We start from the raw sequence: 24,577 nt of genomic DNA, 5'->3' as shown, positions 1-24,577 counted from the left end.
GGTTAGACCTGTGCTTGCGTAAGACGAATATCGACTTCTCGGTCGACGTATTTCCATTCCTCTGACGCACGCAGTTCGGAAAGCAGCCTGTTGAACTCAACCTCATGAATTGGCGCGTATTCGAACCAATTCAGAAAATCGAACGGTTCATTCTCTGAGAGGTCGCGGCAGTGGTGGAGCTTGCGCGCTACTGCAGGCAAATACTGAAGCCCGATTTGGACGTGCTTCGACTGTTCGAAAACGCTCCGGCGTTCGTCTTGCGTGAGCTCCCACCAAGCTGCGTTCTTCCGGATCGGTATTAGCGCACCGCACGTTGCTTCTGGGCGCGCCAGACCTTGCTGCTTCGCTACAATTTCATTCTTCTCTGCGCGCATGACATATCGTTCATTGCTGGTTATTCCACGAAGTATCCAGGGTGCATTGGTTTCAGACTGCAACTCTGAAGCGGATACGACGTTGAGCCTTTTGGCTTCAGGCAGGGGCTCGCCAACTCTCGTTTCGGCCCTGACAATCCGCCAAGGGCCAATGTCTGCGCCGACGAAAGCAAATAATCGTGTATCCATTTCAATCTTTCATGTGTGAATGTTTTAACTCTTGCAGCTTCGAAGAACCTATCTGCCGATCCCGTGCTTGTGCATCATCGCCTCCGCGCAACTGGCCGCCTGCCGCCGACCGCGGTCTGGCTCGAAAGCAGTCTGTCAACGCGCCGTTTCATTGTTGCCATGATCATATCTTAATCGCGCACAGGCGGCAACAGGCGGGCAGTATGAACCAGCGTCAGTATCCACACCGTTTCGCCGTCGATCTGATACACCAGGCGATAGCTTTCGTGCGGGATCAACTCGCGGGTCCCGGGAATCTTTCCCGGCTTGCCCAGCATGGGGTGCTGGATCAAGCGGGCGGCCGCGTCGCTGAAAATCTCATCCATCCGGGCCGCCGCGCGCGGATTGTCGGCTGCGATGTAGTCCCACACATCGGCACGGTCTTGCTGCGCTTCGGGCGTCCAAACAACCCTCACGCCTGGCTCGCCACACTGGCACGCCGTGCGGCGAATTCGGCCTCAACTTCATCGTTCGACCGCCCCAATCCAGCGCGCATCGAAGCCCGGCCGGCTTCGACCTTGCGGCGCAGGAACTCGTCGTACTCGCGCGACTCGCGCTGGCGCTGAACGAACTCGCGCATCAGCTCGCGCAGCACTTGCGACGCCGGGCGATGGGCCGCCTCGGCTTCGGCCATAAACTCGGCGCGCAACTCAGGCTCCAGCTTCATCGTGAAAACGGCTTGTTTTGACATGATCGGGGCCTCCTGCCACTTGATACTAACAAAGTATATACGCCGTCATTACTAAGCGCTATTCACAGAACGCTGCAAGGCGGGCGTGCGCTAGGCCAAGGCCTGTCGGAAAACATTTGTTTTTCGACAGGCCTTCAACGGTCCTCTGCACCAACCTCCGAGTGGCCGCAAAATTGTGCGGAAAACTCTGTCGCCAGACGCTACCATACGGAAACCTCGTCTTAATGGTTTTCCGCTTATGTTGGTAGGTTACATGCGCGTGTCGTCGGACTCCGACCGCCAGAGCACGAACTTGCAGCGCGATGCGCTGCTCGCCGTCGGCGTCGATGCGCGGCATCTGTTCGAGGATCATGCTTCCGGCGCGAAGGACGACCGCGCGGGCCTGGCGCGGGCGCTCGAATTCGTTCGCCCTGGCGACGTGTTGGTCGTGTGGAAGCTCGACCGGCTCGGCCGTTCGTTGTCGCACTTGCTCGCCATCGTGACCTCGCTCAAGAAAAAGCAGGTGGCGTTCCGCTCGCTGACGGAGAACCTGGATACCACGACGCCCTCGGGCGAGTTTCTGTTCCAGGTGTTCGGCGCGCTCGCGCAGTACGAACGCGCCTTGATCCAGGAACGTGTCGTCGCCGGTCTGGCTGCCGCCCGCAAACGCGGCCGGATCGGCGGCCGGCCGCAGGCGATCACCGGCGAGAAGCTGGAGGCCATCGTCGCTGCGCTCGATGGCGGCATGTCCAAGGCGGCGGTGTGCCGCAACTTCGGCGTCAAGCGAACCACGCTGATCGAGACCCTGGCACGGGTTGGTTGGACGGGCTCTCGTGGAGCGTCATCGCGATGACGACCAAGAGCGAACGATTGACCGTCCTGTCGGACGCCGAGCAGGAAGCCCTGTACGGCCTGCCGGACTTCGACGACGCCCAGCGGCTGGAATACTTGGCGTTGACTGAAACCGAACTGGCGCTCGCCAGCAGCCGGCCTGGTCTCCATGCCCAGGTCTATTGCATCTTGCAGATCGGTTACTTCAAGGCCAAGCATGCCTTCTTCCGCTTCGACTGGAGTGAGGTCGAGCACGATTGCGCCTTCGTGCTGAGCCGCTACTTCCACGGCGAGTCCTTCGAGCACAAGCCAATCTCCAAGCACGAGCACTACACCCAGCGCGAGTGGATTGCCGATCTGTTCGGCTACCGGCCGTGGGCGGCCGAGTTCCTGGCGCAGCTCGCGCAGCAGGCCGCGCAGACCGTGCGGCGCGACGTGATGCCGGGGTTCATCGCCGCCGAGCTGATCGTCTGGCTAAACGAGCACAAGATCATCCGGCCCGGCTATACCACCCTGCAAGAGCTGGTGAGCGAAGCCCTGTCCGCCGAGCGTCGGCGGCTGGCTGGCCTGCTGTCGGAAGTGTTGGACGAATCGGCCAAGGCCGCGCTGGGTCGGCTTCTAGTGCGTGACGACACCCTGTCGCAATTGGCGGCGCTCAAGCAGGACGCCAAGGACTTTGGCTGGCGTCAGATGGCCCGCGAACGCGAAAAGCGCGCCACGCTGGAGCCGCTGCACCGGATCGCCAAGGCGCTGCTGCCCAAGCTCGGCGTCTCGCAGCAGAATCTGCTGTACTACGCCAGCCTGGCGAACTTCTACACCGTCCACGATCTACGCAACCTGAAGGCCGATCAGACCTACCTCTACCTGCTTTGCTATGCCTGGGTGCGCTACCGGCAGCTTTCCGACAACCTGGTCGATGCGATGGCCTACCACATGAAGCAGTTGGAGGACGAAAGCAGTGCGGGCGCAAAGCAATCCTTTGTCGCCGAGCAGGTGCGCCGTCAGCAAGACACACCGCAGGTCGGCCGCCTGCTGTCGCTTTACATCGACGACAGCGTGCCCGATCCCACGCCGTTCGGCGATGTGCGCCAGCGCGCCTACAAAATCATGCCCCGCGATACGCTGCAAACCACCGCGCAGCGCATGAGCGTGAAGCCGGTGAGCAAGCTGGCTTTGCACTGGCAGGCGGTGGACGGCCTGGCTGAGCGCATCCGCCGCCATCTTCGGCCGCTGTATGTCGCGCTCGACCTCGCTGGCACTGATCCGGGCAGCCCGTGGCTCGTGGCGCTGGCCTGGGCCAAGGACGTGTTCGCCAAACAGCAGCGCCTATCGCAACGGCCGCTCGCCGAATGTCCAGCGGCCACGCTGCCGAAACGCTTGCGACCGTACCTGCTGACCTTCGATGCCGATGGCAAGCCGACGGACCTGCATGCCGACCGCTACGAGTTCTGGCTGTACCGCCAGGTCAGGAAGCGCTTCCAGTCGGGTGAACTCTACCTCGACGACAGCTTGCAGCACCGGCATTTTTCCGACGAGCTGGTTTCGCTGGATGAGAAGGCCGCCGTGCTGGCGCAGATCGACATCCCGTTCCTGCGGCAGCCACTCGATGCCCAGCTCGATGCGCTCGCGACCGAGCTGCGCGCTCAGTGGCTGGCCTTCAACCGCGAGCTGAAGCAGGGCAAGCTGACGCACCTAGAATACGACAAGGACACGCAGAAGCTGACATGGCGCAAGCCCAAGGGCGAGAACCAGAAGGCGCGCGAGAAGGCGTTCTACGAGCAACTGCCGTTCTGCGACGTGGCCGACGTGTTCCGCTTCGTCAACGGCCAGTGCCAGTTCCTGTCGGCGCTGACGCCTTTGCAGCCGCGCTATGCGAAGAAGGTCGCCGACGCCGACAGCCTGATGGCGGTCATCATCGCGCAGGCGATGAACCACGGCAACCAGGTCATGGCACGCACCAGCGACATCCCGTACCACGTGCTGGAGAGCGCCTACCAACAGTACCTGCGCCACGCAACGCTGCACGCGGCCAACGACTGCATCAGCAACGCCATCGCCGCGCTGCCGATCTTCCCGTACTACTCGTTCGACCTCGATGCACTGTACGGTGCCGTCGATGGTCAGAAATTCGGCGTCGAGCGGCCGACCGTGAAAGCGCGCCACTCGCGCAAATACTTTGGGCGCGGCAAGGGCGTGGTCGCCTACACGCTGCTGTGCAACCACGTGCCGCTCAACGGCTACCTGATCGGCGCGCACGATTACGAGGCCCATCACGTGTTCGACATCTGGTATCGCAACACGTCGGACATCGTGCCGACCGCGATCACCGGCGACATGCACAGCGTCAACAAGGCCAACTTCGCTATCCTGCACTGGTTCGGCCTGCGTTTCGAGCCGCGCTTCACCGACCTTGGCGATCAGTTGAAGGAACTCTACAGTGCCGACGATCCGGCGCTGTACGATCAGTGCCTGATCCGGCCGGCCGGGAGAATCGACCGCGATCTCATAGTCAGCGAGAAGCCGAACCTCGACCAGATTGTCGCCACGCTCGGACTGAAGGAGATGACGCAGGGCACGCTGATCCGCAAGCTATGCACCTACACCGCGCCGAACCCCACGCGGCGCGCGGTGTTCGAGTTCGACAAGCTCATCCGCAGCATCTACACGCTGCGCTACCTGCGCGATCCGCAACTGGAGCGCAACGTTCACCGCTCACAGAACCGCATCGAGTCCTATCACCAGCTACGCTCAACCATCGCCCAGGTCGGCGGCAAGAAGGAATTGACCGGGCGCACCGACATCGAAATTGAGATCAGCAACCAGTGCGCCAGGCTGATCGCCAACGCGGTCATCTTCTACAACTCGGCCATCCTCTCGCGGCTGCTGATGAAGTACGAGGCGAGCGGCAACGCCAAGGCGCACGCTCTCCTGACCCAGATATCGCCGGCGGCCTGGCGGCACATCCTGCTGAACGGGCATTACACCTTCCAGAGCGACGGCAAGATGATCGACCTGGATGCGCTCGTGGCGGGGCTGGAGCTGGGATGACGGAAATTTCGGCGGTTCTGGCTTAGAACCCCTACATCGTGCCGCAGAGCCTGACGATCTGGCAGGCCGCCGCGCCCGCGCAGAGCCAAGTGTTCATGCTCGTCGGCGCCGCCGTCATCATTCCCACGATTTTGGCCTATACTGGCTGGGCCTATTGGGTGTTCCGCGGCAAGGTTGCCGCCGAGGGGTATCACTGATGCAGGCGCCGCTCTGGCAGCGTCTCGCGTGGCTGGGCGCGATCTGGCTGGCGAGCGTCGCCGCACTCGGCTTGGTGGCCGGACTGCTACGGTGGTGGCTGATGGGTTCAGCCTAAACGGTGGCCAAGCGCTCCAAGCGCTCCAATCGATCCCAATACGAGATCAAAACTATCAGACCAAACGGTTGGATTGATTTGATAGGCCGAGGCATCTCCTTGTCATGGTTTCAACCCTCTCAGCCGTGACCGCGCAACTCTCCGTATCCGGTGTGAAAACCCGGCTCGGCGATGCCAATCCCGGAGCATCAAGGATCCCTCTGATGAAAAAGCTCTTGCGTAGCCTGCCCATGGCTGCCGCCTTTGCCATGGCATCGCCGTCGATGGCGCAGGAGGTCCCGCAATGCGGCACAAGCGGTGTTGCGCTGCAACTGCTCGGCTCGGGCGGGCCGATCTCCGACGATGCGCGCGCTTCGTCCGGGGCGATCATCTGGATCAACGGCAAGGCGCGCATCCTGATCGATGCCGGCGGCGGTACCTATCTGCGCTACGGCCAGTCGGGCGCGCGGCTGGAGGACCTCGACTTCATCGGCATCTCGCATTTCCACACGGATCACAGCGCCGATCTGCCCGCGATCCTGAAGGGCGGCTATTTCCTTGCGAACAGCCATGCGGTGAGGCTGGTCGGCCCGACGGGCAACGCCAATTTCCCCAGCATGACCGGCTTCTTCCAGCGCGAGTTCGGTAAGGGTCATGGCTCGTTCGCCTATCTGTCGGGCCTGTCCTCGGCCAGCGAGGGATTGAAGCTCGACGTCCATGCATTTGACGTCAATGTCGCCAAGCCGGTGCCGACGCTGGTATGGCGGGGTGATGGCGTGACCATCACTGCCCTGGGCATTCCCCACGGCGACGTCCCCGCGCTGGCCTTTCGCATCGCCACGCCCAAGGGGGTGATCGTGCTGTCCGCCGACCAGAACGGCAGCCGGCGCGAGTTCCTCGATTTCGCGCGCGGTGCCGACATCCTGATGATGCCGGCGGCGATCGACGACGATGCCGATGCCGCCTCGCGCTTCCTGCACGCCCCGCCGACCGTGGTGGGCAAGATCGCCGCGGCAACGCACCCCAGGATGCTGGTGCTGGACCACTTCATGGGCCGGTCGCTGCGCGACAAGGATCACAACATCCAGATCATCCGCGGCTTCTACCACGGCCCGGTCGCCGCGGGACGCGACCTGTCCTGTTTTCCCTTGTCCCGCTGACCCCAAGGAGTTGTTGTCATGAAGCGTGAACTGATCCTCGGCATCGCCGTCACATCGCTGGCAGCCAGCGCGGCGCAGGCGGCAGAAGCCGCATCCGCCGCGACCACCACCGCCAGCCCGGCGGCGCACGGCGGCGGCAAATGCGCCAGCGGCAAGTGCGGCACGGAAAAGATCTATGCCCAGACCAAGCTGAAGCAGGATCCCAGCGGCCAGCTGGTCCGCGCCCGCGACGGCCAGTGCGGCCTGAGCGGCAAGGGATACAAGGTCGCCCAGACCAGCCAGGACCGGCTGGCCGAGGGCGTATGCGGCCGCTGAGTGCCACCGCCCGCGGCGTGGGCCTTCGTCCGGAACTGGTCGCGCCCTTGTGCGACCAGCCCCGGCGGCGGGACATCGATTTCCTGGAGATCGCGCCGGAGAACTGGCTGGGGATCGGCGGGCGCAAGCGCGACCAGTTGGACCGCCTCGCCGACCTTTATCCGCTGGTGGCGCACGGGCTGAGCCTGTCGATCGCGGATCCGCGACAGCTGAACCGGGATTTCCTCGCCGATGTCCGGCGTTTCCTCGACGATTACGGCATCGCCCTGTACAGCGATCACCTCAGCCTGTCGCGCGACGAGACCGGCTATCTCTACGATCTGCTGCCGGTGCCCCGGCGGGCGTCCAACCTCGATTACCTGGCCGATCGCATCGACCAGGTGCAGGATGCGACCGGGCGCCGGCTCGTGCTGGAGAACATTTCCTATTATCACGGCTTCCCGGACCAGATGCCGGAGGCCGAGTTCGTCTCTGCGCTGGTCGAACGGTCGGGCTGTGGCCTCCTGCTGGACATCAACAACGCTTATGTGAACGCGCACAACCATCACGAGGATGCGCTGGCGTTCGTCACCGCGCTGCCGTCCGATGCGATCGTTTATTACCATATCGCCGGGCATCTGGAGCTGGAGGACGGCACGTTGCTCGACACCCACGGCACGCCGGTCGCCGATGCGGTGACCGCGCTTGGCCGGGCGGTGTGGCAGCATCACGGGGCGCGGCCGCTGCTGCTGGAGCGCGATAATTTCGTACCCTCGCTCGACGAGCTGGCGGAGGAGGTGGCGGCGGTGCAGGCCGCGATGGCGGAGCCGGCTCATGCGCTCGCCTGACGTGGCGGCGCCCGACCGGCTGCTTATCGAGATCGCCGATCTTGCCGGCCGGGCGCGGCGTGATCCCCGCGACCTGTACGGGCAATTGTTGCGCGAGAACGTCGCCGACGCCATCCGTTGCAGTTTCCCCGCCGTGGCACGCATGGCGGGCGAGGTCGTGGTGGCCGCGGCGGCGGATGCCTTCGTCGCCGCGCATCCCGCGAGCCGGCCGCAATTCCACCAGATCGCCACCGAATTCGTGCTGTTCGCGCAAGGGCAGCCGGTGCTGCCGCCCGCGCTGATGCCCCTTGTCGAATATGAATGGGTGTTGCTCCAGGTGGAAATCGACCCGGCGGCGCTGTCGGGCGATGCCGCAGGGAGCACCGACGCGGCTGGGCCGGTCACGGCCAATCCTACGCTGCGCGTGGTCATGCTGCCGTTCGATCCCGCGCTCATCGATGCGAACGACAGCCTCACACCCGCGCGACTGCGTCCGCACGGGGTGTACCGGACGCGCGAGCATCATGTCCTTACCCGCCCGCTGACCGTCAGCGACTGCCTGCTGCTGGATCGCCTGGAGCAGGAAGAGACGATGACATCGCGAGCGCTGGCCGAAGCCGTCGAACCCTCCCTCTCACCGCTGGTGTCCGACTGGGTCGAACAAGGCCTTGCCGACCAGCTTCTTGTTCTCGCCGATCAGAAGGACACTTTCCGATGATGATTTTCCGCTGGCTGGATACCGCGTTCCGCCGTGTCCAGCTGCTCGATTTCCTGCCGCTGCTTGCGATCCGGATCTATCTGCTGCCGATCTTCTACGAAGGTGCCCATGCCAAGCTGACGGGCTTCTCCGCGCTGGTACAATGGTTCGGGGCACCCGCAGCCCAGGGCGGGCTCAACATGCCGGCTCCGCTGCTCATGGCGACGCTGGCCACCGCGACGGAAACGGCCGGGTGCATCTGTCTCGCGCTTGGCCTCTTCACGCGGCTGATCTCGATCCCGCTGATGGTGACCATGACGGTTGCCGGGCTGTCGGTTCATTGGTCGCATGGCTGGGCTGCGATCGCGGGCAAGACGGCGGAGTCGACCCTGCGCTTCCAGGCTTTCATGGAGTGGCTTGCGCAGAACTTCCCTGGCCGCTTCAACTATATCACCAAGCTTGGCGATCCGATCATCCTGAATAATGGGATCGAGTTCACCGTGACCTATGTCATCATGCTGGCCGTCCTGCTCTTCTATGGCGCTGGTCGGTTTCTCAGCCTGGACTATTGGATCGCACGTGGGCGACCACTGCTGTTCGGTTGGTTGCTGCCTGCCTACCATGATGCGGCGCTTGTGCGTCCGACCGGTTCGCCGCCGATGCCACAACCGACGGGCTATCCGGCTCCGGCGATCTAAGCGGGAGAAGAGCCGTCTACATAGGTCGACGCGCCCCCTCCCGAGACAAGACAACCTGACGGCGGAGAGCGGGCCGCCATCCTCGCTCCGCTCCCCCCGCCCTCTTCCTAGCCAAGCTTCACCCAAGGACCTCCGCCATGTCAGCCAAGCCTCCCGTCCACATCGCCATCAGCGGCGCCGCCGGCCAGATCTGCTACGCGCTCCTATTCCGGATCGCGTGTGGCGACCTACTTGGCCCCGACCAGCCGGTCCGGCTTCAGCTCCTCGACCTCGAGCAGGCGCTGCCGGCAGTCTGGGGCGTGGTGATGGAGCTTGAGGACTGCGCTTTCCCGCTGCTCGAAGGGGTGGACGTCACCGCCGATCCGCACGTCGCGTTCGCCGACATCGACGCCGCGTTCCTGGTCGGATCCCGGCCTCGCTCGAAGGGCATGGAACGCCGCGACCTCCTCGCCGCCAATGCCGCCATCTTCCGTACGCAAGGCCAGGCTCTGGACCGGGCCGCGAAGCGGGAAGCCAGGGTGCTGGTTGTCGGCAACCCGGCCAATACCAACGCCTGGGTGCTGGCCGAGCACGCGCCCGGCTTCGCCCGCGACAACATCACTTCGATGATCCGGCTCGACCACAATCGCGCCGCCAGCCAGCTGGCGACACAGGCGAACGTCAACGTGGGCGAGATCGAGCGGCTCGCGGTCTGGGGCAACCATTCGCCCACCATGTATGCCGACTGGACGAACGCCGTCGTCGGCGGCGAGCCCCTGCCCCGCCTGATCGGCGACCCCGACTGGTGCACCGACACGTTGATCCCGCAGGTGGCGCAGCGCGGCACCGCGATCATCGAGGCGCGCGGCGCATCCTCGGCCGCGTCCGCCGCCAATGCCGCGCTCGATCATATGCGGGACTGGCTGCTTGGGTCGGACGGACGATGGGTGTCGATGGGCCTGTCCTCGACCGGCGAGTACGATATTCCGGAGGGGCTGATGTGCGGTGTGCCTGCGATCTGCTCGCCCGGATCGGTCGAGCGAGTGTCCGGGCTTCGGCTCGACGACTTCCAGCATATGATGATCCAGCGCAGCGTCGCCGAACTCGTGCAGGAGCGCGACGCGGTTTCACTTCTCCTCAAGGAACAGTCGGTTTCCAGCGCTGATCGGAGGTAGGCGCATGCAAGACATCGAGGATGAGCGGGCACGTCCTCCACGACGCGAACGCGCGGAGCATCTCCAGTTGGCTACGCTTTATAGGGCAGAGTTCGCTTCTCGTGCTGTTATTCGCCGCGGCAAGCTGAGCATTCTTCCGCCCAACAGCGCCCGTCGGGGACAGTCGGATCAGATAGGTCCTGTCCGCATGGACGCGTGAACAAATCGATGCTCATGCAAAGCGCGGCCGTTATCTGGCTTCGCGAGCAACCCTAAGGATTTGATATCGTTACCCTCTAACAAGCTATTCGAGGTTTCTCATGACGGACGTCCATCAGACTAAATTCGGCAACGGCGGCGAGCCGCACCAGCAGCCGCTCGGTGCGGATGACGTGCTGACTACCAACCACGGCGTTCCCGTGAGCGACAATCAGAACAGCCTGAAAGCCGGAAAGCGGGGTCCGACGCTGCTCGAGGATTTCGTGCTGCGCGAGAAGATCTTTCATTTCGATCACGAGCGTATTCCGGAGCGGATCGTCCACGCGCGAGGGTCGGGTGCCCATGGAGTGTTCGAAGCGACGGACGACATCAGTGACCTCTCACGGGCTGCGGTATTCACCAAGGGTGAGAAGACCGAGGTGTTCGTCCGCTTCTCGACGGTGACGGGTGGAGCCGGTTCGGTGGACACGCCTCGCGACGTTCGCGGCTTCGCGGTCAAGTTCTACACCCGCGAAGGCAATTGGGACCTTGTCGGCAACAACATTCCGGTGTTCTTCATCCAAGACGCGATCAAGTTTCCCGACCTGATCCATTCGGTGAAGATGGAAGCCGATCGCGCCTATCCGCAGGCGGCGACTGCTCATGACACCTTCTGGGACTGGGCGTCGCTGATGCCCGAGACGACCCACATGTTGATGTGGGCGATGTCGGATCGCGTGCTGCCGCGTTCGTTCCGCATGATGGAGGGGTTCGGCGTCCATACCTTCCGGCTCGTCAACGCGGAAGGGCAATCGAGCTTCGTCAAGTTTCATTGGAAACCACGGCTGGGCCTTCAGTCGACGATCTGGGACGAGGCAAACAAGCTCCAGGCGGCGGACAATGATTTTCAGAGGCGCGACCTATGGGAAGCGATCGACACCGGCGCCTTTCCGCAGTGGGATCTGGGCATCCAGGTGTTCGATCAGGCGTTCGCCGAGGCCCAGCCCTACGACGTGCTGGATGCGACCAAGCTGATTCCCGAGGAGGACGTGCCCGTCCGGGTCATCGGTACGCTGACCCTGAACCGCAATCCTGACAATTTCTTCGCCGAGACCGAACAGGTCGCATTCCTGCCGACGAACATCGTGCCGGGGATCGACTTCACCAACGATCCGCTGCTGCAGGGGCGTTTGTTCAGCTATCTGGATACGCAGAAGTCGCGGCTCGGCACGACCAACTTCCATCAGATCCCGATCAATGCGCCGCGGTGTCCCTTTGCGAACTTCCAGCGCGACGGCCTGATGCAGACGCAGGTGCCCAAGGGACGTGCGAATTACGAGCCGAACAGTCTGGCGGAGCATGGCGAGGAGGGCGGCCCGCGCGCGAGCATGGAGCGTGGGTTCGTCACGACCAACGCGGCGACCGGCGCGGACGAGGAGGGCGACAAGCTTCGGGTTCGTGCCGAGTTGTTCGCGGACCACTATAGCCAGGCGCGTCTGTTCTATCGCTCGCAAACAGAAAGCGAGCAGGCGCATATCGCGTCGGCCTATGTCTTCGAGCTGTCGAAGGTGGGTCTGCTCGACAAGGTGCCTGTGCGGATGGTCGCCAATCTGCGCAACGTCGACGAGGACCTGGCGCGCCGGGTCGCTGATGGGCTGGGAATCGATCTTCCCGAGCCCACGCCGGCTGCCCGGCCGACGATCGATATGGCGCCTTCGAATGCGCTGTCGATCCACAAGAACATGAAGCCGCTCCTCGAAGGTCGTGCCGTCGGCATCCTGATCGCCGATGGTACGGATGCTGACGCGCTGGCCAAGCTCGTCGCTGCGATCGAGGCCGAGAAGGGTAAGGCGGTGATCGTCGCGCCGAAGATCGGCACCACTTTGTCCGACGGCAGCAAGCGCAAGGCGGATGGCCAGCTGGCCGGCACCCCAAGCCAGATATTCGATGCTGTCGCAATCCTGGTGAACGAGGAGGGATGCGCTTCGCTACTGAAGCAGGGGCCGGCCATTCAGTTCGTCATGGATGCCTTCGGGCATCTGAAGGCGATCGGCATGACGGGGGCTGCGAGGCCGTTGCTCGAGAAGGCGGGGGTCGAGCCGGACGATGGCGTCGTCGACATCGATCACGCCTTCCTGAACGCGGCGGCAAAGCGCTTCTACGACCGTGAACCGGACGTGCGTCTTCTCGCCTGAAATATTACGGCCCCACGTCTCGCGGCGTGGGGCCGCTTAGCCTTCAACGATTCTCTGCCGTTGATCAAATTGATTAGTGGTCAGTTTGTCCTTTGACGGCGCGTGAATAGAAGACTTCGCCCGGTGCAAAGCTGTCACGCGTTTAACCTGAGCAATACTACATCCCGCTAGCTCGGCAGTACGAGTGATGCTCATGCCAGCATCTCGAAGAGCGATAATGCGACGGTGATGCGCAAGGTCTGGCTTTCGCCCGGTGTACCGCCCTGCCCGCTTCGCGATCTCGATCCCTTCACGCTGCCGCTCCCGGCGCGTCTCGTAATCGTCGCGTGCGGATTGCAGCGCTAAACGCAGTAGCATGTCCTGCACCGCTTCGAGCACAATCCGGGCGACCCCGGCACTGTCAGCCACGAGATCGGTTAAGTCCACGATTCCCGGCACGGCGAGCCGCGCCCCCTTCCCTCTTATTGCGTCGACTAACAGCTCCGCTTCGGCGAGCGGCAGACGGCTGATCCGGTCAATTTTCTCCGCGATCACCACTTCGCCCGGCTGGAGGTCGGCGACCATGCGTAGCAGTTCCGGTCGGTCGGGTCGCGCGCCCGACGCCTTCTCCCGGTAGACCGCCGCCACATAGAAGCCCGAGGCGCGGGCGCCGGCAACGATCGCCTCCTGGCGGGCTAGGTCCTGCTGTTCGGTGCTGACCCGGAGGTAGATGCGTGCCGCCTGGATCACGTTCGGTCTTGAGGTGCCGCTCATCGTTCCCCGGCTCCCATGAGTATACCCTTGTGAGCCAATCATGCAGTAATCGGCTCAGAGCGGCAACTACCGATCCTACGTAGCCTGGCTAAGCGATCCGGGTCTAAGTAGCTGCTCGATCGTCGATGAACGCTATTTCGGTGATCGGCTGCTCATCGCTCCCTGCCTCCACGCTGGCGTCCGACTTTGCTCTCCGGTATAAGGCCGTTGGACAGGTCAGAGCAGCGGGTTTGGTGCAGATGGAAGCACAGAGGGTCAAGATCGTGGATGGTGGTAAGCTCGTGATCCCGGCAGCAATGCGCCGTGAGCTCGGGATCACCACGGGAGACACCGTTCTCGTCGATGTGGACGATGGCGAGTTGCGAGTACGTTCCGTACCTAAAGCACTTGAGCGTGCTCGCGCGATCCTGCGCAAGTATGTGCCCGAAGGCGTCGGCTTGGCTGACGAGCTTATCGCGGAGCGTCGGCGTGAGGCGGAGCGTGAGTAGCAAAGTCGTACTCGACGCCTCCGCCCTGCTCTGCCTTCTAAACGATGAACCCGGGGCGGATCGGGTTGAGAACACCGGGAATAAAAGGGGCCACGGATCGGCCGGTAGCACCGGATTAAAAATGGGCCAGTCCTGCTAGACCCCTGCTTTTGTGCGGGGGTGGAGGATGAAGAGAGTGGAGCTTTATCAGAAGGTCCGCCGCGCCGTGCTGATTGACGGGATGAGCCGTCGCGCTGCTGCCCGGTATTTTGGGATCAACCGCAAGACCGTAGACAAGATGCTGTGCTTCCCGGAACCGGGGGCGCATGGCCGGAGTGGGCAAACCTACAGCCGCAAGCTGGCGGAATATACCGAGATCATCGACCAGATCCTGGTGGATGACCGCAAGGTGCACAGCAAGCAGCGACACACTGCCGCCCGCATTTTCGAGCGTTTGCGCGATGAGCATGGTTTCACCGGTGGCATCACCATTGTCCGCGATTATGTGGCGGGGGCCAAGCTGCGCAGCCGCGAGGTGTTCATACCCCTGAGCCACAAGCCGGGGCACGCACAGGTAGATTTCGGCGAGGCGGACGGGATCATCGACGGCAAGCTGGTGCGGTTCCACTATTTCTGCATGGATCTGCCGCACAGCGATGCGCCGTTCATCAAGGCCTATCCTGCCGAGGTGGCCGAGGCCTTTTGTGAAGGACATGTGGCCGCCTTCGCCTTCTTTGGCGGCGTCCCGCAGTCGATCCTGTATGATAACACCAAGCTTGCGGTGGCGCAGATCCTGGGCGACGGGACGCGCGAGCGCAGCCGGATGTTCGCCACGCTGCAAAGCCATTACCTGTTTGCGGACAAGTTTGGCCGCCCGGGAAAGGGCAATGACAAAGGCAAGGTTGAGGGGCTGGTCGGCTACTCCCGGCGCCATTTCATGGTGCCAAGGCCGGAGGCGCCCAGCTTTGATGCGCTGAACGCGCGCTTCCTCGAACAATGCGTGGAGCGCAGGCAGGCCATCTTGCGTGGGCATGAGCACAGCATCGGGGACAGGCTGGTGGCTGATCTGACGGCCTTCATGCCACTGCCTACGGTGCCATTTGATCCCTGCCATATGGTGACGGGGCGGGCCTCGTCGATGGCGCTGGTGCGCTATCGCACTAATGATTACTCGGTGCCAACGGCCTATGCCCACCAAGAGGTTGTGATCAAAGGCTATGTCGACCGGGTTTCCATCATCTGCGGCGGGGAGCAGATCGCGGTGCACCCGCGCAGTTATGAGCGTGAGGACTTCATCGCCAACCCGCTGCATTATCTGGCGCTGTTGGAGCAAAAGCCGCGTGCCCTTGATCAGGCGGCGCCGCTCGATGGCTGGGTGCTGGCCGAACCGATGCATCGCATTCGCCGGTTGATGGAGGCCCGCAGTGGCAAGGAAGGACGGCGCGAGTTCATCCAGGTGCTGCGGCTATGCGAGCGCTTTGAGCAACCCTTGGTGGAATGGGCGGTGGCCCGCGCGCTGGAGATGGGGGCGATCAGCTTTGATGCAGTCAAGATGATCGCGCTGGCCCGACTTGAGCAGCGCGTGCCACGCCTCGATCTGCAATTTTACCCGCACTTGCCACGCGCCCATGTTGGGCGCACTGACCCGCGCAGTTATATGGGCCTGCTCTCGCAGTCCGGCACCCCGGCGACAGGAGTGGCGGCATGAGCGATCCCATGATGCCGCTGCCGGTCATCGAGGCAGAACCAACCAGCGTGCCGCCCGCCGTGCTGCTGGCAAACCACCTCAAAGCACTCAAGCTGCCATCCTTCGCGCGCGAATATGAGAAGGTCGCGTTTGAGGCCGCGCAGGATCGGGCCGATTACCCGCGCTATCTGCTGCGCCTGTGCGAACTGGAGCGCATCGACCGTGAACGCCGGATGGTCGAGCGTCGCATCCGCATGGCCAGGTTCCCGCATACCAAGAGTTTTGACACCTTCGACTTTGCAGCCCAGCCATCACTGAACAAGGCGCTGGTGCTGGAACTGGCGCGCGGAGAATGGATCGAGCGGCAGCGCAATGTCATTGCGCTGGGCCCCAGCGGTACCGGCAAGACCCACACCGCCCTCGCGCTGGGACTGGCCGCTTGCCAGAAGGGGCACAGCGTGGCCTTCACCACCGCTGCGGCGCTGGTCCATGACTTGATGGAGGCGCGCGACGAACGGCGACTGCGCAGCCTGCAAAAGCATCTGGCCTCGGTGAAACTGCTGATCCTCGACGAGCTGGGCTATGTGCCCTTCACCGCAGTGGGCGGTGAATTGCTGTTCGAGGTGCTCAGCCAGCGGTATGAACGCGGCAGCACGCTGATCACCAGCAATCTGCCCTTCGATGAATGGACATCGGTGTTCGGGTCCGAGCGCTTGACTGGCGCCCTGCTCGACCGCCTGACCCACCACGTGCACATCCTCGAGATGAATGGTGACAGCTTCCGCCTCACCAGCAGCCGCAAGCGCCAGAAGGACAAGGGGGAGGCAAAATGATCTGACAAAAGGCGGCCATCGGCAGCGGGAAATCGGCTTCCGCTCCGCTACAGCCGCTTCCCCGCTGCCGATGCTGTCCAGCCTCAACCATGGGGCTTTTTATTCAACCCAACTGGCCCCTTTTTAAACCGGTGCCTGGCCCGTTTTTATCCCGGTGTTGACACCGGCGCCGGCAGATCTTCCTGCCTTCTCCATTGATTCTCGAAGCGGTGCTGCGACGGGCGCGTCAACAGGCCGAACAGCTCACCTATGAAGTGCTGACGAACGGCCTGCGGCCCGACACGCTACAGGGTCTGGACGATTTGCTGGCGCGACGGACGGGGCAGGCCGCGACATGGCTATCCTGGCTGCGCAATGCGCCACAATCGCCGGCAGCGCGCAACATCCTGCGCCTGATCGAACGGCTCGCCTATATCCGCGCGCTGGGCCTCGATCGCGCCCGTGCCGACATGATCCCGGCTTTGACTTTTGACAGGCTGGCGGACGAAGGCAGTCGCATCACACCCCAGCACCTTGGCGAACTCAATGCCCTGCGCCGCCATGCGACGCTGGCGGCAACCGGCATCCGCCTTGAGGAAAGCCTGACCGACGCCACCCTGACGATGTTCGACAAGCTGTTGGGCAGCATGGCGCGCCGCGCCGAGAACCGGACCCGCGACAAAGCCGTCAAGACGGTGCGCGAGTTGCAAGGCCACCTCCGGACGCTCACGGGGTCTTGCCGCCTCCTCATCGACGCGCGCAGCAAGGGCGTGGATTCTCTGGCGCAGATCGAGGCGCTGGACTGGCAGCGCTTCGCCGTGGCCGTCGAGCAGGCCGAAGTGCTCGGGCGACCGGAAACCGTCGATCGCACCTCCGAATTGATCGAGCGGCATCGCACGGTGAAGCTCTTTGCCGGTGCCTTTCTCAACACCTTCGAATTTCGCGGCGCCGGTGCGGTGCAGGGACTCCTGTCGGCGCTTACCATCATCGCGGAGCTATACCGGACCGGCAAACGGCGCTTGCCTGATCGCGTGCCGCTGCGCTTTGTGCCCTCCGCATGGCGGCCGTTCGTCCTGCGGGACGGCATCGTCGATCGCGCCGCCTATGAACTATGCGCCTTGGCCCAGCTACGGGAGCGGTTGCGAGCGGGAGACATATGGGTCTCGGGAAGCCGCCAGTTCCGCGATTTCGATAGCTACCTCATCCCGTCGGCCACCTTCGACGCGCTTCGCGAGAAGGGGCCGTTGCCGCTCGCCATCGAAACGGACTTCGATCGTCATATCGAGGAAAGGCGCGCCAGGCTCGACACGGCGATCGAACAGGTGACGGTCCTCGCCCGACAGGGCGAGCTGCCCCAGGTCAGGCTTAACGAAAGCGGCCTTATCATCTCGCCGCTGAAGGCGGCAACGCCACCCGCCACCGAGATTGCCCGTCGCGCTGCCTACGACCGACTGCCGCGCGTGAAGATCACCGATCTCCTGCTTGAGGTCGATGCCTGGACCGGGTTCAGCGAATGCTTCATCCATCGGCGTTCGGGCCGGGAGGCCGACGACCGCAATGCGCTGCTCACCGTCATCCTTGCCGATGGCATCAATCTCGGCCTCACGCGCATGGCGGAAACCTGCCGGGGCGCAAGCCTGCGTCAGCTCGCCCATCTCCACGACTGGCACATCAGCGAGGCCGCCTATGGCGAAGCGCTGGGAAGGCTGATCGACGCCCATCGTGCCATGCCGCTCGCCGCGCTGTGGGGAGACGGCACCACCTCGTCGAGCGACGGACAGCAATTTCATGCCGGTGGTCGCGGGGCCGCGATCGGCGACATCAACGCGCGCAGCGGCAACGAACCGGGCGTTGCCTTCTACACCCATGTCTCGGATCGATATGGCCCCTTCGCGACCCGGGTAATCGCGGCGACCGCCGGCGAAGCTCCCTATGTGCTGGATGGCTTGCTATATCAGCAGACCGGCCTGACAATCGAGGAGCACTACACCGATACAGGCGGGGCATCGGACCATGTGTTCGGCCTCATGCCCTTCTTCGGCTACCGTTTCGCGCCACGCCTGCGCGACATCAAGGAACGTCGTTTGCACCTGCTTCCCGGCCAGGAAGCAGGCCCCTTGCTCGCCGGCATGACGGGCGAACCGATCGCATTGGGTCATGTCGCAGCGCATTGGGACGAACTGCTGCGGTTCGCCACATCGATCCGCACCGGCACCGGCACCGCTTCAGCGATGCTACGCCGCCTGTCCGCCTATCCGCGACAGAATGGACTAGCCCTCGCGTTGCGCGAGCTTGGCCGTCTCGAACGCTCGATCTTCATGCTCGACTGGTTGCGCGACATCGACCTGCGCCGGCGCACCCAGGCGGGCCTCAATAAGGGCGAAGCCCGCAACGCGCTCGCCCGCGCGATCTTCTTCAACCAGCTCGGCGAGCTGCGTGATCGGCGGTTCGAGAACCAGACCTATCGCGCATCCGGCCTCAACCTGCTCGTCGCCGCCATCATCTTGTGGAACACCCGCTATCTTGAAGTGGCGCTGGCGGACATCGGCACGCCCGACGAAATCGCGCGCCACGTCGCGCCGTTGGGCTGGGAGCATATCTCGCTGACCGGCGACTATAGCTGGAATGTAGAAGACCGGCCCGATCCGGATGCCTTGCGGCCGCTGCGCGCCGTCCGATCCCTGCTCGCCGCGTGACGTTCGCTATCCGTTCGCCCTTACCGTGCAGATACGTCACTTTCGTGTAGTCACCCCATCGTGGATTAGCCAAGGGAGTGGACCATGCCGCAGAACATCGCTGAGTTTCGGATCATCGGCCGGATCGGCAAGATCACGCCGCGCGACAAGGTGATCTATGTCACCGTCGCGGCCAATTACAACCGCCGTGATGGCGACGGGTGGAAGAGCGACCCTCATTGGAACAGCGTGGTCGGCTTCTCGAATGTCCGTGAGCAGATTGAGGGTGCTGACAAAGGCGATCTGGTTCACATCACTGGACGAATGCGCGAAACCAGCCACGGGGAGGGCAACGAGATTGCCTATCGGACGGAATTGATTGCTGACACCTTCTCTGTCCTGGCAAAGGCAGGCGGCGAGCAGTAATTTTTCCCAAGCGGGAGCGGCTTGGCAGCACGGCTCTATCTCCACTGCGTTCCGACCGAACCCGCCGAGCGGTTTCGTCCCATGCGGGCAACGATCCTCGCTCGAAGCTGAGGCCGCCAGGGCGGCCACATTTCCTTTTCCAGATCAAGGGGGGCGGCCTCCCCCCTTCCCGGCAAGGGCCAGGCCGTCTGCGCGCGTGCCGCGCTTCGCTTGGTGGTCGCGGGGGTGTCCCCACCCTTCCTTTGCTGCGCTTCGTGCAGGACGGGTGATCCCCCTCCCCCGCGACCAGCCCTCATGCCGGTTCAACCCCCCCGGCTTCGCCAGCGGGCAGAAGCCGATGGACGCCATCGCCTTGGGCTCCATCGAGGAAGGGAAACAAGCACATGACCCGCAAGACCACCCGCCAGAACACTGCCCCCCGCGCCGATGTTTACGAGGAAGTCACCGCCCAGATTATCGCCATGCTGGAAGCTGGCACGCGCCCGTGGTCGCCCCGTTGGGCTTCCGGCGCTGCAACCCTGCCCTTGCGGCATGAGGGCACCGCCTATCGCGGTATCAATATCCTTTTGCTCTGGACCGCCGCTATGACGCGCGGTTTCATTAACCCCTATTGGATGACCTACCGCCAAGCCGCCGAGCTGGGCGGGCAGGTTCGCAAGGGGGAGAAGGGCAATCTTGTCGTTCATGCCGGAACTTTCACCCCCAAGGATGGGGAAACCGGCGAGCCTGTCACCACCAGCGAGGGCGAGGAAGCAACCCGTAAATTCCTGAAAAAGTATGTCGTTTTCAACGTCGAGCAAATCGATGGTCTCGATATGAGCAAGTACCCCGTGCCCCGGATCGAGATCAAGAACCGCGATCAGCGGGACGCTGATCTTGATGCGGCATTTGCCCGCTGGCCCGTGCCCTACGCCGAGGGCGGATCGAGCGCCTATTACAGCCCCGCTGCCGACCACATCCAGATGCCCGCCTTTGCTGACTTTGAAAGCGGCAATGCCTTCTATGCGACCCTTGCGCACGAAGCCGTGCATAGCACCGGCCACGCCAAGCGCCTCGCCCGCGAAACCCTGCGCGATTACGGGAAATCGCGAGAAATCAGGGCGGAGGAAGAGCTTATTGCCGAAGTCGGCGCAGCCATGCTTTGCGCGCAACTTGGGATGGAACCGACTGAGCGTGAGGATCACGCCGCTTATGTTGCCTCTTGGTTGACCGCCTTGCGTAACGACAAGCGGGCCATTTTCCGCGCCGCAACCGCTGCGCAAGCCGCAAGCGAGCTGATCCTTTCACACGTAGACACGCCCGCGCAGGCCATTGCCGCCTGACGTCATCCCGGAGGGCGGCCCCTGTCGCCCTCCTTTCATCAGGAGGGAAAGACAAAAACCATGACCACAATTGCCCCATAGATCGTGATTTGCCGGCGTAATACGGCGGCGGTAGCGTTGCCCCCGCCGCCGTATTCCGCCTCTATGGTAAATCGTCGCCTTGGCTCCAGCGCAAGCGGAGACGGCTATTCCGTCGCGTTGTTTGTGAAGCTCCGGGGCCTGTTCCGGCCCCCTGGCGCAAGGGCCAAGCCGTCTGCGCGCGTGCCGCGCTCCGCTTGGTGGTCGCAGGGGTTTCCCCATCCTTCCTTCGCTACGCTCCGTGCAGGATGGGTGATCCCCCTCCCCCGCGACCAGCCCGTGTTTGCGCCATTCCCCGACCCACTTCGCCAGCGGGCAGAAGTCGATGGACGCCATCGCCTTCGGCTCCATCAAAAGAGAAAGGGAAACAAGCGTATGAAAATCCGCATTTATCAGACCGCTCAGCAAGGTTTCCGCACGATCGAAATCGAGGGAGCCAGCGCGCAGATCGTGGCCGCCCGCGCCGCCGTCGAGGGTTTTCGGTGCCGGGGCTTCAACAGCAATGCGAGCCAGCGACAAGAGCTTCAAGGCGCGCCCAAATTCACAGGCTTGATCGGCCCCATGTGGGATGGCGATGCGATCCGCTATGAATGCAGCGCCACTTATGCGGAGTTGAGCGCATGACCGGCACCCCGCTCGCAACCATTCTCCGGCTCAACGCTGCACGGACCATCGACCTTTCGCGCTATGAGGAGGAGGGCAATTTTGACCGCTTCGGTTACATCAAAGACTTGGCAGAGAACCACGGCGCGGATCTTGCCACCGTCATCGAGATTGCAGACCTTTTGGGGCCGGAGGAAGATTTTGACGGCCTTGAGACCACCATTGAGGACGCTGCCGAGGGTTTTGGTTTCGGCGCGATCATTTCGGGGGTAGGCCAATGAGCGCCGCGACCGACACGCTGGGCGACCAGATCGTTGCCGCTGGCCTTGCCGCCAACAGCTTTCTTTTGGACATCAACGGGGCGCTTCATGTGCCCCAAGGCTTCCCCCTTCCTTCCCCGTGGAATCTGCCTTCGCGCTTGTTCCGGGGGCCGCTCGAAGTCATCCGGCCGGAGAAGGGCGAGCCGCGTAAAATTGGTTTGATGCACCCCGGCCTTGCCGCGCATCCTTTCGTGCAGCACGTCGAGGCGCTGGGGATCGAGGTGGCGCACGAAGGGATCACCAACGCATACGGTTACACCGAGCGGGGCAAAGGGGCATGGTTTCACGCCGTGGATCTTATCTGCGAAGGCTTGGTGGGCGAACTGATCGAGACGCAGCACTTTACCGATCCGGCTTCGATCTTTCGCGCTGTCGTTTATGGGTGCCGTCATTCGCACCACGAAAGCAGGGCGGGCAAGGGCTATATCACCATTGGCCAAGCCCGCCATATCATGCGCGAGCTGGGCGCGTGCGAACCCGATGACCGGGCGGTCATCATCCGCCAGTTTTCTGCGCCCAGCCTGTGCAGGCAGGACAGCGGCTCTGAATTTTGGCCCATCAATATCGGCCCCGGAATCGTCGCTGAAGAGCAGGCTTGGGCCATCATTCACGGCATCGAGGACGGTTGGTTTTCCCATGATCGGGCCGGATTCCTGCAATGGACCCAGCTTGGCCGGGATCGCTTCACCGCTGGACCGGCCACCAGTTATACCGAGGTGAGCGGCCAAGCCGCTTTCGCGTTTTGATCGAGGTGGACCCATGCAAATCTGTCTGATCGAGGGCCTTCACCTGACCGCGACCAACAAGCGCCACCTTGCCGAGATCATCGGCAAGGGCTGGACTTCCGGTCAATCCAAACGGATCGCCTACACGGTGACGCCGATCGCGGGCGAGGCGGGCCGCTTTGCCTATCACTGGCGCAAGCCGGAAACCGATGATTTCGGGCGGCCCGTCATCCGCGAGGGGCGCGGCATCATAGAAGTGATTTCGCCATAATGATGGAGACGCCGCGCCCATGCTGTGCCGCTGGGCGCGGCGCGTCCTTGTGGCGGCGCGCGTTACGCGCGCCGCCACAAGGACAGAATGAAGAGGGAGCCGCTGCGCGGCGCTCTATCGGTTTGCCCATGATGGTGGAAATTTGCGGTGTTTGCGCAGAAAAATAAAAGGCCCGCCTTTCGGCGGGCCTTTTATTTCCTTAGACGATGAGGGGGGGCGTTAGCCCGCGTTCTCAAAGCCGAGAGCCTCTTATATGGTGGTGTTGACGGGTTCGTCAATACCGTGCGCAGACAGGATAGCGACGTTGCCTTTCTCTCCCGCCGAGCTTCAGGATCTGCCAGGCGTCATCTCCGCCCCGCGTTTCGCCACCTACCTTCAGGCCATGGGCAATGACCGGGAAATGGCGCTCGAACTCTATGCGTGGAATCTGGATATATCCTCGGCCCTGATCGTGCCGCTCCAGGTCTGCGAAGTGGCGGTGCGCAACGGGATCGCTGAAGCGATCGAGGCTGTCCATGGTGCAAACTGGCCGTGGAACAACGGTTTTATCCGCAGCTTGCCACGCCCGAAGAGCAAATTTCGCTACAATCCGGCCGATGATCTTCAGGTCTGCGCGCACAGGCTGCCCACAACCGGCAAGATCATTGCTGAACTCAAATTTGCCTTCTGGGAAAACATCTTCACAGCCGGCCAGGATAGCCGACTTTGGAACGCGCATTTCCGGACGTTCTTTTCTTGGGATCCGCTCGCACAGGCCATTCCCCTATGCCGGGCGCAAGCCTATGCCGATCTTCAGGCCATCCGGCACCTGCGCAACCGGATTGCCCATCATGAGCCAGTCTTTACCCGAAATCTGGCCGACGACTATCAGCGCATCCATGACATGATTGCCTGGCGAAGCCCTACCGCCGCGGCCTGGATGGATGGCAAGCAAACCGTCATGGCCCTGATCGCTCAAAAGCCCTGACATTCGTATTTCCGGGAGCGGCCTTGCGGCACGGCTCTATCTCCGCTCCGCTTCGACCGAACCTGCTTTGCGGTTTCAGCCCCGAGATTTTGGGTCTGGCTCTCAGCCCGCAATGAAGCGCTGACTACGGAATGGCCGTGCATCTGGCGGAATGCGATCGGCGTCCCGATCTACCATTCCCAAAATTCCACGAGTTCCCACCGTGTCATTCCAATAGCGTTCTAACCAGATCGCCTTCGCAAGTAGGCGTTCGTCTTTGTGTTCTGCAATTCTCTTGGCGAGGTAGTGCCGTACCAACCGCGCGGGACCATCGAGGATCACGGTTCCCGCTAGCGGCGTAGGATCATACGCTTCAAAATTGATCAGGTAGTGCAGATATTTTCGCTCTGGATCGGCGTTGTCGTGCATCATCAAAGGCTGAAGATCAGACGCCTCAATGTCCGCGCTGATTGCGGGGCTGAACATGATCGCCGGGTGACTGACCTCTTTGCACTCCATTCGATAAGCTTCGATCATGGCTGGCCCGAACATGAAATGGCGGTCGTGATGAATTTGACCGACTGTCAGGGCGCCACGCACCATCACATCGACGACAAGCAGGTTTTCCGCGATCGTCACTAGATTCTGCAACATGCCCATTAATGCACGAGGACTGCGTTCGCATGAAAGCACCAGACAATCGCTGAAATAAGTGATGAGAGTGTTCGTTGCTGGATTTTCGCAGGCGGTGTTTTTGAGGCGGTCGATGGCATCGACAACAGCCTTCAGAGCCATTTTGTCATCGGCCGATTGGTCGCGTCCGTCAATGTGGTGTAAATTCGGGTGT

At 62.7% G+C, this 24,577-nt stretch carries 25 protein-coding genes and 2 pseudogenes; 22 read left to right on the top strand and 5 right to left on the bottom strand.

Annotated elements, in window-relative coordinates; genetic code table 11:
- Nucleotides 1–2: 2 nt before the first annotated feature.
- From SBI20_RS16600 to SBI20_RS16590, 3 genes are all read right to left on the bottom strand, one after another.
- On the bottom strand, nucleotides 3–563 hold the full coding sequence (locus tag SBI20_RS16600; protein WP_011514928.1) for a chlorite dismutase family protein: 561 nt from the start codon (nucleotides 561–563) through the stop codon (nucleotides 3–5).
- Between the two features lie 170 nt (nucleotides 564–733).
- On the bottom strand, nucleotides 734–1,018 hold the full coding sequence (locus SBI20_RS16595; protein WP_317976210.1) for a type II toxin-antitoxin system RelE/ParE family toxin: 285 nt from the start codon (nucleotides 1,016–1,018) through the stop codon (nucleotides 734–736).
- Complete coding sequence (locus tag SBI20_RS16590) at nucleotides 1,015–1,293, bottom strand: hypothetical protein (protein WP_011342941.1); 279 nt, start codon at nucleotides 1,291–1,293, stop codon at nucleotides 1,015–1,017. The genes SBI20_RS16595 and SBI20_RS16590 overlap by 4 nt, the downstream gene beginning before the upstream one ends.
- A gap of 238 nt (nucleotides 1,294–1,531) precedes the next feature.
- On the opposite strand from SBI20_RS16590, the gene SBI20_RS16585 reads away from it, so the two are divergent.
- From SBI20_RS16585 to SBI20_RS16535, 11 genes and pseudogenes are all read left to right on the top strand, one after another.
- Entirely contained in the window at nucleotides 1,532–2,125 is a 594-nt protein-coding gene (locus tag SBI20_RS16585; RefSeq protein ID WP_012435588.1) for a recombinase family protein, read from the top strand.
- Nucleotides 2,122–5,151 (top strand): Tn3 family transposase, encoded by a 3,030-nt coding sequence (locus SBI20_RS16580; RefSeq protein ID WP_012077404.1) that lies wholly within the window; start codon nucleotides 2,122–2,124, stop codon nucleotides 5,149–5,151. Before SBI20_RS16585 ends, SBI20_RS16580 begins: the two co-directional genes overlap by 4 nt.
- Nucleotides 5,152–5,180: 29 nt before the next feature.
- Nucleotides 5,181–5,348 (top strand): annotated as a pseudogene (locus SBI20_RS16575) (cytochrome d ubiquinol oxidase subunit II); the annotation flags it as partial.
- Complete coding sequence (locus SBI20_RS16570) at nucleotides 5,348–5,464, top strand: DUF2474 family protein (protein ID WP_173575250.1); 117 nt, start codon at nucleotides 5,348–5,350, stop codon at nucleotides 5,462–5,464. The pseudogene SBI20_RS16575 and the gene SBI20_RS16570, both read left to right, overlap by 1 nt.
- Nucleotides 5,465–5,667: 203 nt before the next feature.
- Entirely contained in the window at nucleotides 5,668–6,603 is a 936-nt protein-coding gene (locus SBI20_RS16565; RefSeq protein WP_198355608.1) for an MBL fold metallo-hydrolase, read from the top strand.
- A gap of 18 nt (nucleotides 6,604–6,621) precedes the next feature.
- Nucleotides 6,622–6,918 (top strand): hypothetical protein, encoded by a 297-nt coding sequence (locus tag SBI20_RS16560; RefSeq protein WP_317976209.1) that lies wholly within the window; start codon nucleotides 6,622–6,624, stop codon nucleotides 6,916–6,918.
- Nucleotides 6,906–7,745 (top strand): MbnB/TglH/ChrH family RiPP precursor modification enzyme, encoded by an 840-nt coding sequence (locus SBI20_RS16555; RefSeq protein ID WP_173575248.1) that lies wholly within the window; start codon nucleotides 6,906–6,908, stop codon nucleotides 7,743–7,745. Before SBI20_RS16560 ends, SBI20_RS16555 begins: the two co-directional genes overlap by 13 nt.
- Nucleotides 7,732–8,442 (top strand): HvfC/BufC family peptide modification chaperone, encoded by a 711-nt coding sequence (locus tag SBI20_RS16550; protein ID WP_173575247.1) that lies wholly within the window; start codon nucleotides 7,732–7,734, stop codon nucleotides 8,440–8,442. The genes SBI20_RS16555 and SBI20_RS16550 overlap by 14 nt, the downstream gene beginning before the upstream one ends.
- A complete protein-coding gene (locus tag SBI20_RS16545) occupies nucleotides 8,439–9,119 on the top strand; it encodes an HvfX family Cu-binding RiPP maturation protein (protein ID WP_198355610.1) in 681 nt (226 codons plus the stop codon). Before SBI20_RS16550 ends, SBI20_RS16545 begins: the two co-directional genes overlap by 4 nt.
- 137 nt (nucleotides 9,120–9,256) lie before the next feature.
- Nucleotides 9,257–10,273, top strand: a complete 1,017-nt coding sequence (locus SBI20_RS16540) for a malate dehydrogenase (RefSeq protein WP_198355611.1) — start codon at nucleotides 9,257–9,259, stop codon at nucleotides 10,271–10,273.
- Between the two features lie 299 nt (nucleotides 10,274–10,572).
- A complete protein-coding gene (locus SBI20_RS16535) occupies nucleotides 10,573–12,645 on the top strand; it encodes a catalase (RefSeq protein WP_198355612.1) in 2,073 nt (690 codons plus the stop codon).
- 36 nt (nucleotides 12,646–12,681) lie between these two features.
- On the opposite strand, the gene SBI20_RS16530 is transcribed toward SBI20_RS16535, so the two are convergent.
- Complete coding sequence (locus tag SBI20_RS16530) at nucleotides 12,682–13,398, bottom strand: recombinase family protein (protein WP_317976208.1); 717 nt, start codon at nucleotides 13,396–13,398, stop codon at nucleotides 12,682–12,684.
- Nucleotides 13,399–13,523: 125 nt separating this feature from the next.
- Here SBI20_RS16530 and SBI20_RS16525 point away from each other — a divergent pair, with 125 nt between their 5' ends.
- The 11 genes and pseudogenes from SBI20_RS16525 (at nucleotide 13,524) to SBI20_RS16475 (ending at nucleotide 23,751) form a co-directional block, all read left to right on the top strand.
- Complete coding sequence (locus SBI20_RS16525; RefSeq protein ID WP_317976207.1) at nucleotides 13,524–13,886, top strand: AbrB/MazE/SpoVT family DNA-binding domain-containing protein; 363 nt, start codon at nucleotides 13,524–13,526, stop codon at nucleotides 13,884–13,886.
- A gap of 166 nt (nucleotides 13,887–14,052) precedes the next feature.
- Nucleotides 14,053–15,573, top strand: coding sequence for an IS21 family transposase (gene istA / locus SBI20_RS16520; protein ID WP_126066408.1), 1,521 nt, complete (start codon nucleotides 14,053–14,055; stop codon nucleotides 15,571–15,573).
- 11 nt (nucleotides 15,574–15,584) lie between these two features.
- On the top strand, nucleotides 15,585–16,385 hold the full coding sequence (gene istB, locus SBI20_RS16515; protein WP_126066410.1) for an IS21-like element helper ATPase IstB: 801 nt from the start codon (nucleotides 15,585–15,587) through the stop codon (nucleotides 16,383–16,385).
- A gap of 164 nt (nucleotides 16,386–16,549) precedes the next feature.
- A pseudogene (locus tag SBI20_RS16510) lies at nucleotides 16,550–19,060 on the top strand (Tn3 family transposase); the annotation flags it as partial.
- Between the two features lie 84 nt (nucleotides 19,061–19,144).
- Nucleotides 19,145–19,465 (top strand): single-stranded DNA-binding protein, encoded by a 321-nt coding sequence (locus tag SBI20_RS16505; protein ID WP_317976206.1) that lies wholly within the window; start codon nucleotides 19,145–19,147, stop codon nucleotides 19,463–19,465.
- 383 nt (nucleotides 19,466–19,848) lie between these two features.
- Nucleotides 19,849–20,787 carry an ArdC family protein gene (locus tag SBI20_RS16500; protein WP_317976205.1) on the top strand — a complete coding sequence of 313 codons (939 nt, stop codon included), beginning with the start codon at nucleotides 19,849–19,851 and terminating at the stop codon, nucleotides 20,785–20,787.
- A gap of 453 nt (nucleotides 20,788–21,240) precedes the next feature.
- Nucleotides 21,241–21,489 carry a hypothetical protein gene (locus SBI20_RS16495; RefSeq protein ID WP_317976204.1) on the top strand — a complete coding sequence of 83 codons (249 nt, stop codon included), beginning with the start codon at nucleotides 21,241–21,243 and terminating at the stop codon, nucleotides 21,487–21,489.
- On the top strand, nucleotides 21,486–21,749 hold the full coding sequence (locus SBI20_RS16490) for a hypothetical protein (RefSeq protein WP_317976203.1): 264 nt from the start codon (nucleotides 21,486–21,488) through the stop codon (nucleotides 21,747–21,749). Before SBI20_RS16495 ends, SBI20_RS16490 begins: the two co-directional genes overlap by 4 nt.
- Nucleotides 21,746–22,534 (top strand): hypothetical protein, encoded by a 789-nt coding sequence (locus tag SBI20_RS16485; protein ID WP_317976202.1) that lies wholly within the window; start codon nucleotides 21,746–21,748, stop codon nucleotides 22,532–22,534. The genes SBI20_RS16490 and SBI20_RS16485 overlap by 4 nt, the downstream gene beginning before the upstream one ends.
- A 13-nt stretch (nucleotides 22,535–22,547) precedes the next feature.
- Nucleotides 22,548–22,784, top strand: a complete 237-nt coding sequence (locus SBI20_RS16480) for a hypothetical protein (RefSeq protein WP_317976201.1) — start codon at nucleotides 22,548–22,550, stop codon at nucleotides 22,782–22,784.
- A 304-nt stretch (nucleotides 22,785–23,088) separates the two neighbouring features.
- Nucleotides 23,089–23,751 carry a hypothetical protein gene (locus SBI20_RS16475; protein WP_317976200.1) on the top strand — a complete coding sequence of 221 codons (663 nt, stop codon included), beginning with the start codon at nucleotides 23,089–23,091 and terminating at the stop codon, nucleotides 23,749–23,751.
- Nucleotides 23,752–23,853: 102 nt separating this feature from the next.
- Here SBI20_RS16475 and SBI20_RS16470 read toward each other — a convergent pair whose 3' ends face one another.
- Nucleotides 23,854–24,525 (bottom strand): hypothetical protein, encoded by a 672-nt coding sequence (locus SBI20_RS16470; protein ID WP_317976199.1) that lies wholly within the window; start codon nucleotides 24,523–24,525, stop codon nucleotides 23,854–23,856.
- Nucleotides 24,526–24,577: the final 52 nt, after the last annotated feature.

The organism is Novosphingobium sp. IK01, from assembly GCF_033242265.1.
GTDB lineage: Bacteria > Pseudomonadota > Alphaproteobacteria > Sphingomonadales > Sphingomonadaceae > Novosphingobium > Novosphingobium pituita.
The sequence above is the reverse complement of the archived record's forward strand: the minus strand, read 5'-3'. Positions and strand labels throughout refer to the sequence as shown.

What these genes read in the sequence shown, in the direction of transcription:
- SBI20_RS16600 (WP_011514928.1), bottom strand. Translation starts at nt 563, where the DNA reads ATGGATACACGATTATTTGCTTTCGTCGGCGCAGACATTGGCCCTTGG.
- SBI20_RS16590 (WP_011342941.1), bottom strand. Translation starts at nt 1,293, where the DNA reads ATGTCAAAACAAGCCGTTTTCACGATGAAGCTGGAGCCTGAGTTGCGC.
- SBI20_RS16585 (WP_012435588.1), top strand. Translation starts at nt 1,532, where the DNA reads ATGTTGGTAGGTTACATGCGCGTGTCGTCGGACTCCGACCGCCAGAGC.
- SBI20_RS16580 (WP_012077404.1), top strand. Translation starts at nt 2,122, where the DNA reads ATGACGACCAAGAGCGAACGATTGACCGTCCTGTCGGACGCCGAGCAG.
- SBI20_RS16570 (WP_173575250.1), top strand. Translation starts at nt 5,348, where the DNA reads ATGCAGGCGCCGCTCTGGCAGCGTCTCGCGTGGCTGGGCGCGATCTGG.
- SBI20_RS16565 (WP_198355608.1), top strand. Translation starts at nt 5,668, where the DNA reads ATGAAAAAGCTCTTGCGTAGCCTGCCCATGGCTGCCGCCTTTGCCATG.
- SBI20_RS16560 (WP_317976209.1), top strand. Translation starts at nt 6,622, where the DNA reads ATGAAGCGTGAACTGATCCTCGGCATCGCCGTCACATCGCTGGCAGCC.
- SBI20_RS16555 (WP_173575248.1), top strand. Translation starts at nt 6,906, where the DNA reads ATGCGGCCGCTGAGTGCCACCGCCCGCGGCGTGGGCCTTCGTCCGGAA.
- SBI20_RS16550 (WP_173575247.1), top strand. Translation starts at nt 7,732, where the DNA reads ATGCGCTCGCCTGACGTGGCGGCGCCCGACCGGCTGCTTATCGAGATC.
- SBI20_RS16545 (WP_198355610.1), top strand. Translation starts at nt 8,439, where the DNA reads ATGATGATTTTCCGCTGGCTGGATACCGCGTTCCGCCGTGTCCAGCTG.
- SBI20_RS16540 (WP_198355611.1), top strand. Translation starts at nt 9,257, where the DNA reads ATGTCAGCCAAGCCTCCCGTCCACATCGCCATCAGCGGCGCCGCCGGC.
- SBI20_RS16535 (WP_198355612.1), top strand. Translation starts at nt 10,573, where the DNA reads ATGACGGACGTCCATCAGACTAAATTCGGCAACGGCGGCGAGCCGCAC.
- SBI20_RS16530 (WP_317976208.1), bottom strand. Translation starts at nt 13,398, where the DNA reads ATGAGCGGCACCTCAAGACCGAACGTGATCCAGGCGGCACGCATCTAC.
- SBI20_RS16525 (WP_317976207.1), top strand. Translation starts at nt 13,524, where the DNA reads ATGAACGCTATTTCGGTGATCGGCTGCTCATCGCTCCCTGCCTCCACG.
- istA (WP_126066408.1), top strand. Translation starts at nt 14,053, where the DNA reads ATGAAGAGAGTGGAGCTTTATCAGAAGGTCCGCCGCGCCGTGCTGATT.
- istB (WP_126066410.1), top strand. Translation starts at nt 15,585, where the DNA reads ATGCCGCTGCCGGTCATCGAGGCAGAACCAACCAGCGTGCCGCCCGCC.
- SBI20_RS16505 (WP_317976206.1), top strand. Translation starts at nt 19,145, where the DNA reads ATGCCGCAGAACATCGCTGAGTTTCGGATCATCGGCCGGATCGGCAAG.
- SBI20_RS16500 (WP_317976205.1), top strand. Translation starts at nt 19,849, where the DNA reads ATGACCCGCAAGACCACCCGCCAGAACACTGCCCCCCGCGCCGATGTT.
- SBI20_RS16495 (WP_317976204.1), top strand. Translation starts at nt 21,241, where the DNA reads ATGAAAATCCGCATTTATCAGACCGCTCAGCAAGGTTTCCGCACGATC.
- SBI20_RS16490 (WP_317976203.1), top strand. Translation starts at nt 21,486, where the DNA reads ATGACCGGCACCCCGCTCGCAACCATTCTCCGGCTCAACGCTGCACGG.
- SBI20_RS16485 (WP_317976202.1), top strand. Translation starts at nt 21,746, where the DNA reads ATGAGCGCCGCGACCGACACGCTGGGCGACCAGATCGTTGCCGCTGGC.
- SBI20_RS16480 (WP_317976201.1), top strand. Translation starts at nt 22,548, where the DNA reads ATGCAAATCTGTCTGATCGAGGGCCTTCACCTGACCGCGACCAACAAG.
- SBI20_RS16470 (WP_317976199.1), bottom strand. Translation starts at nt 24,525, where the DNA reads ATGGCTCTGAAGGCTGTTGTCGATGCCATCGACCGCCTCAAAAACACC.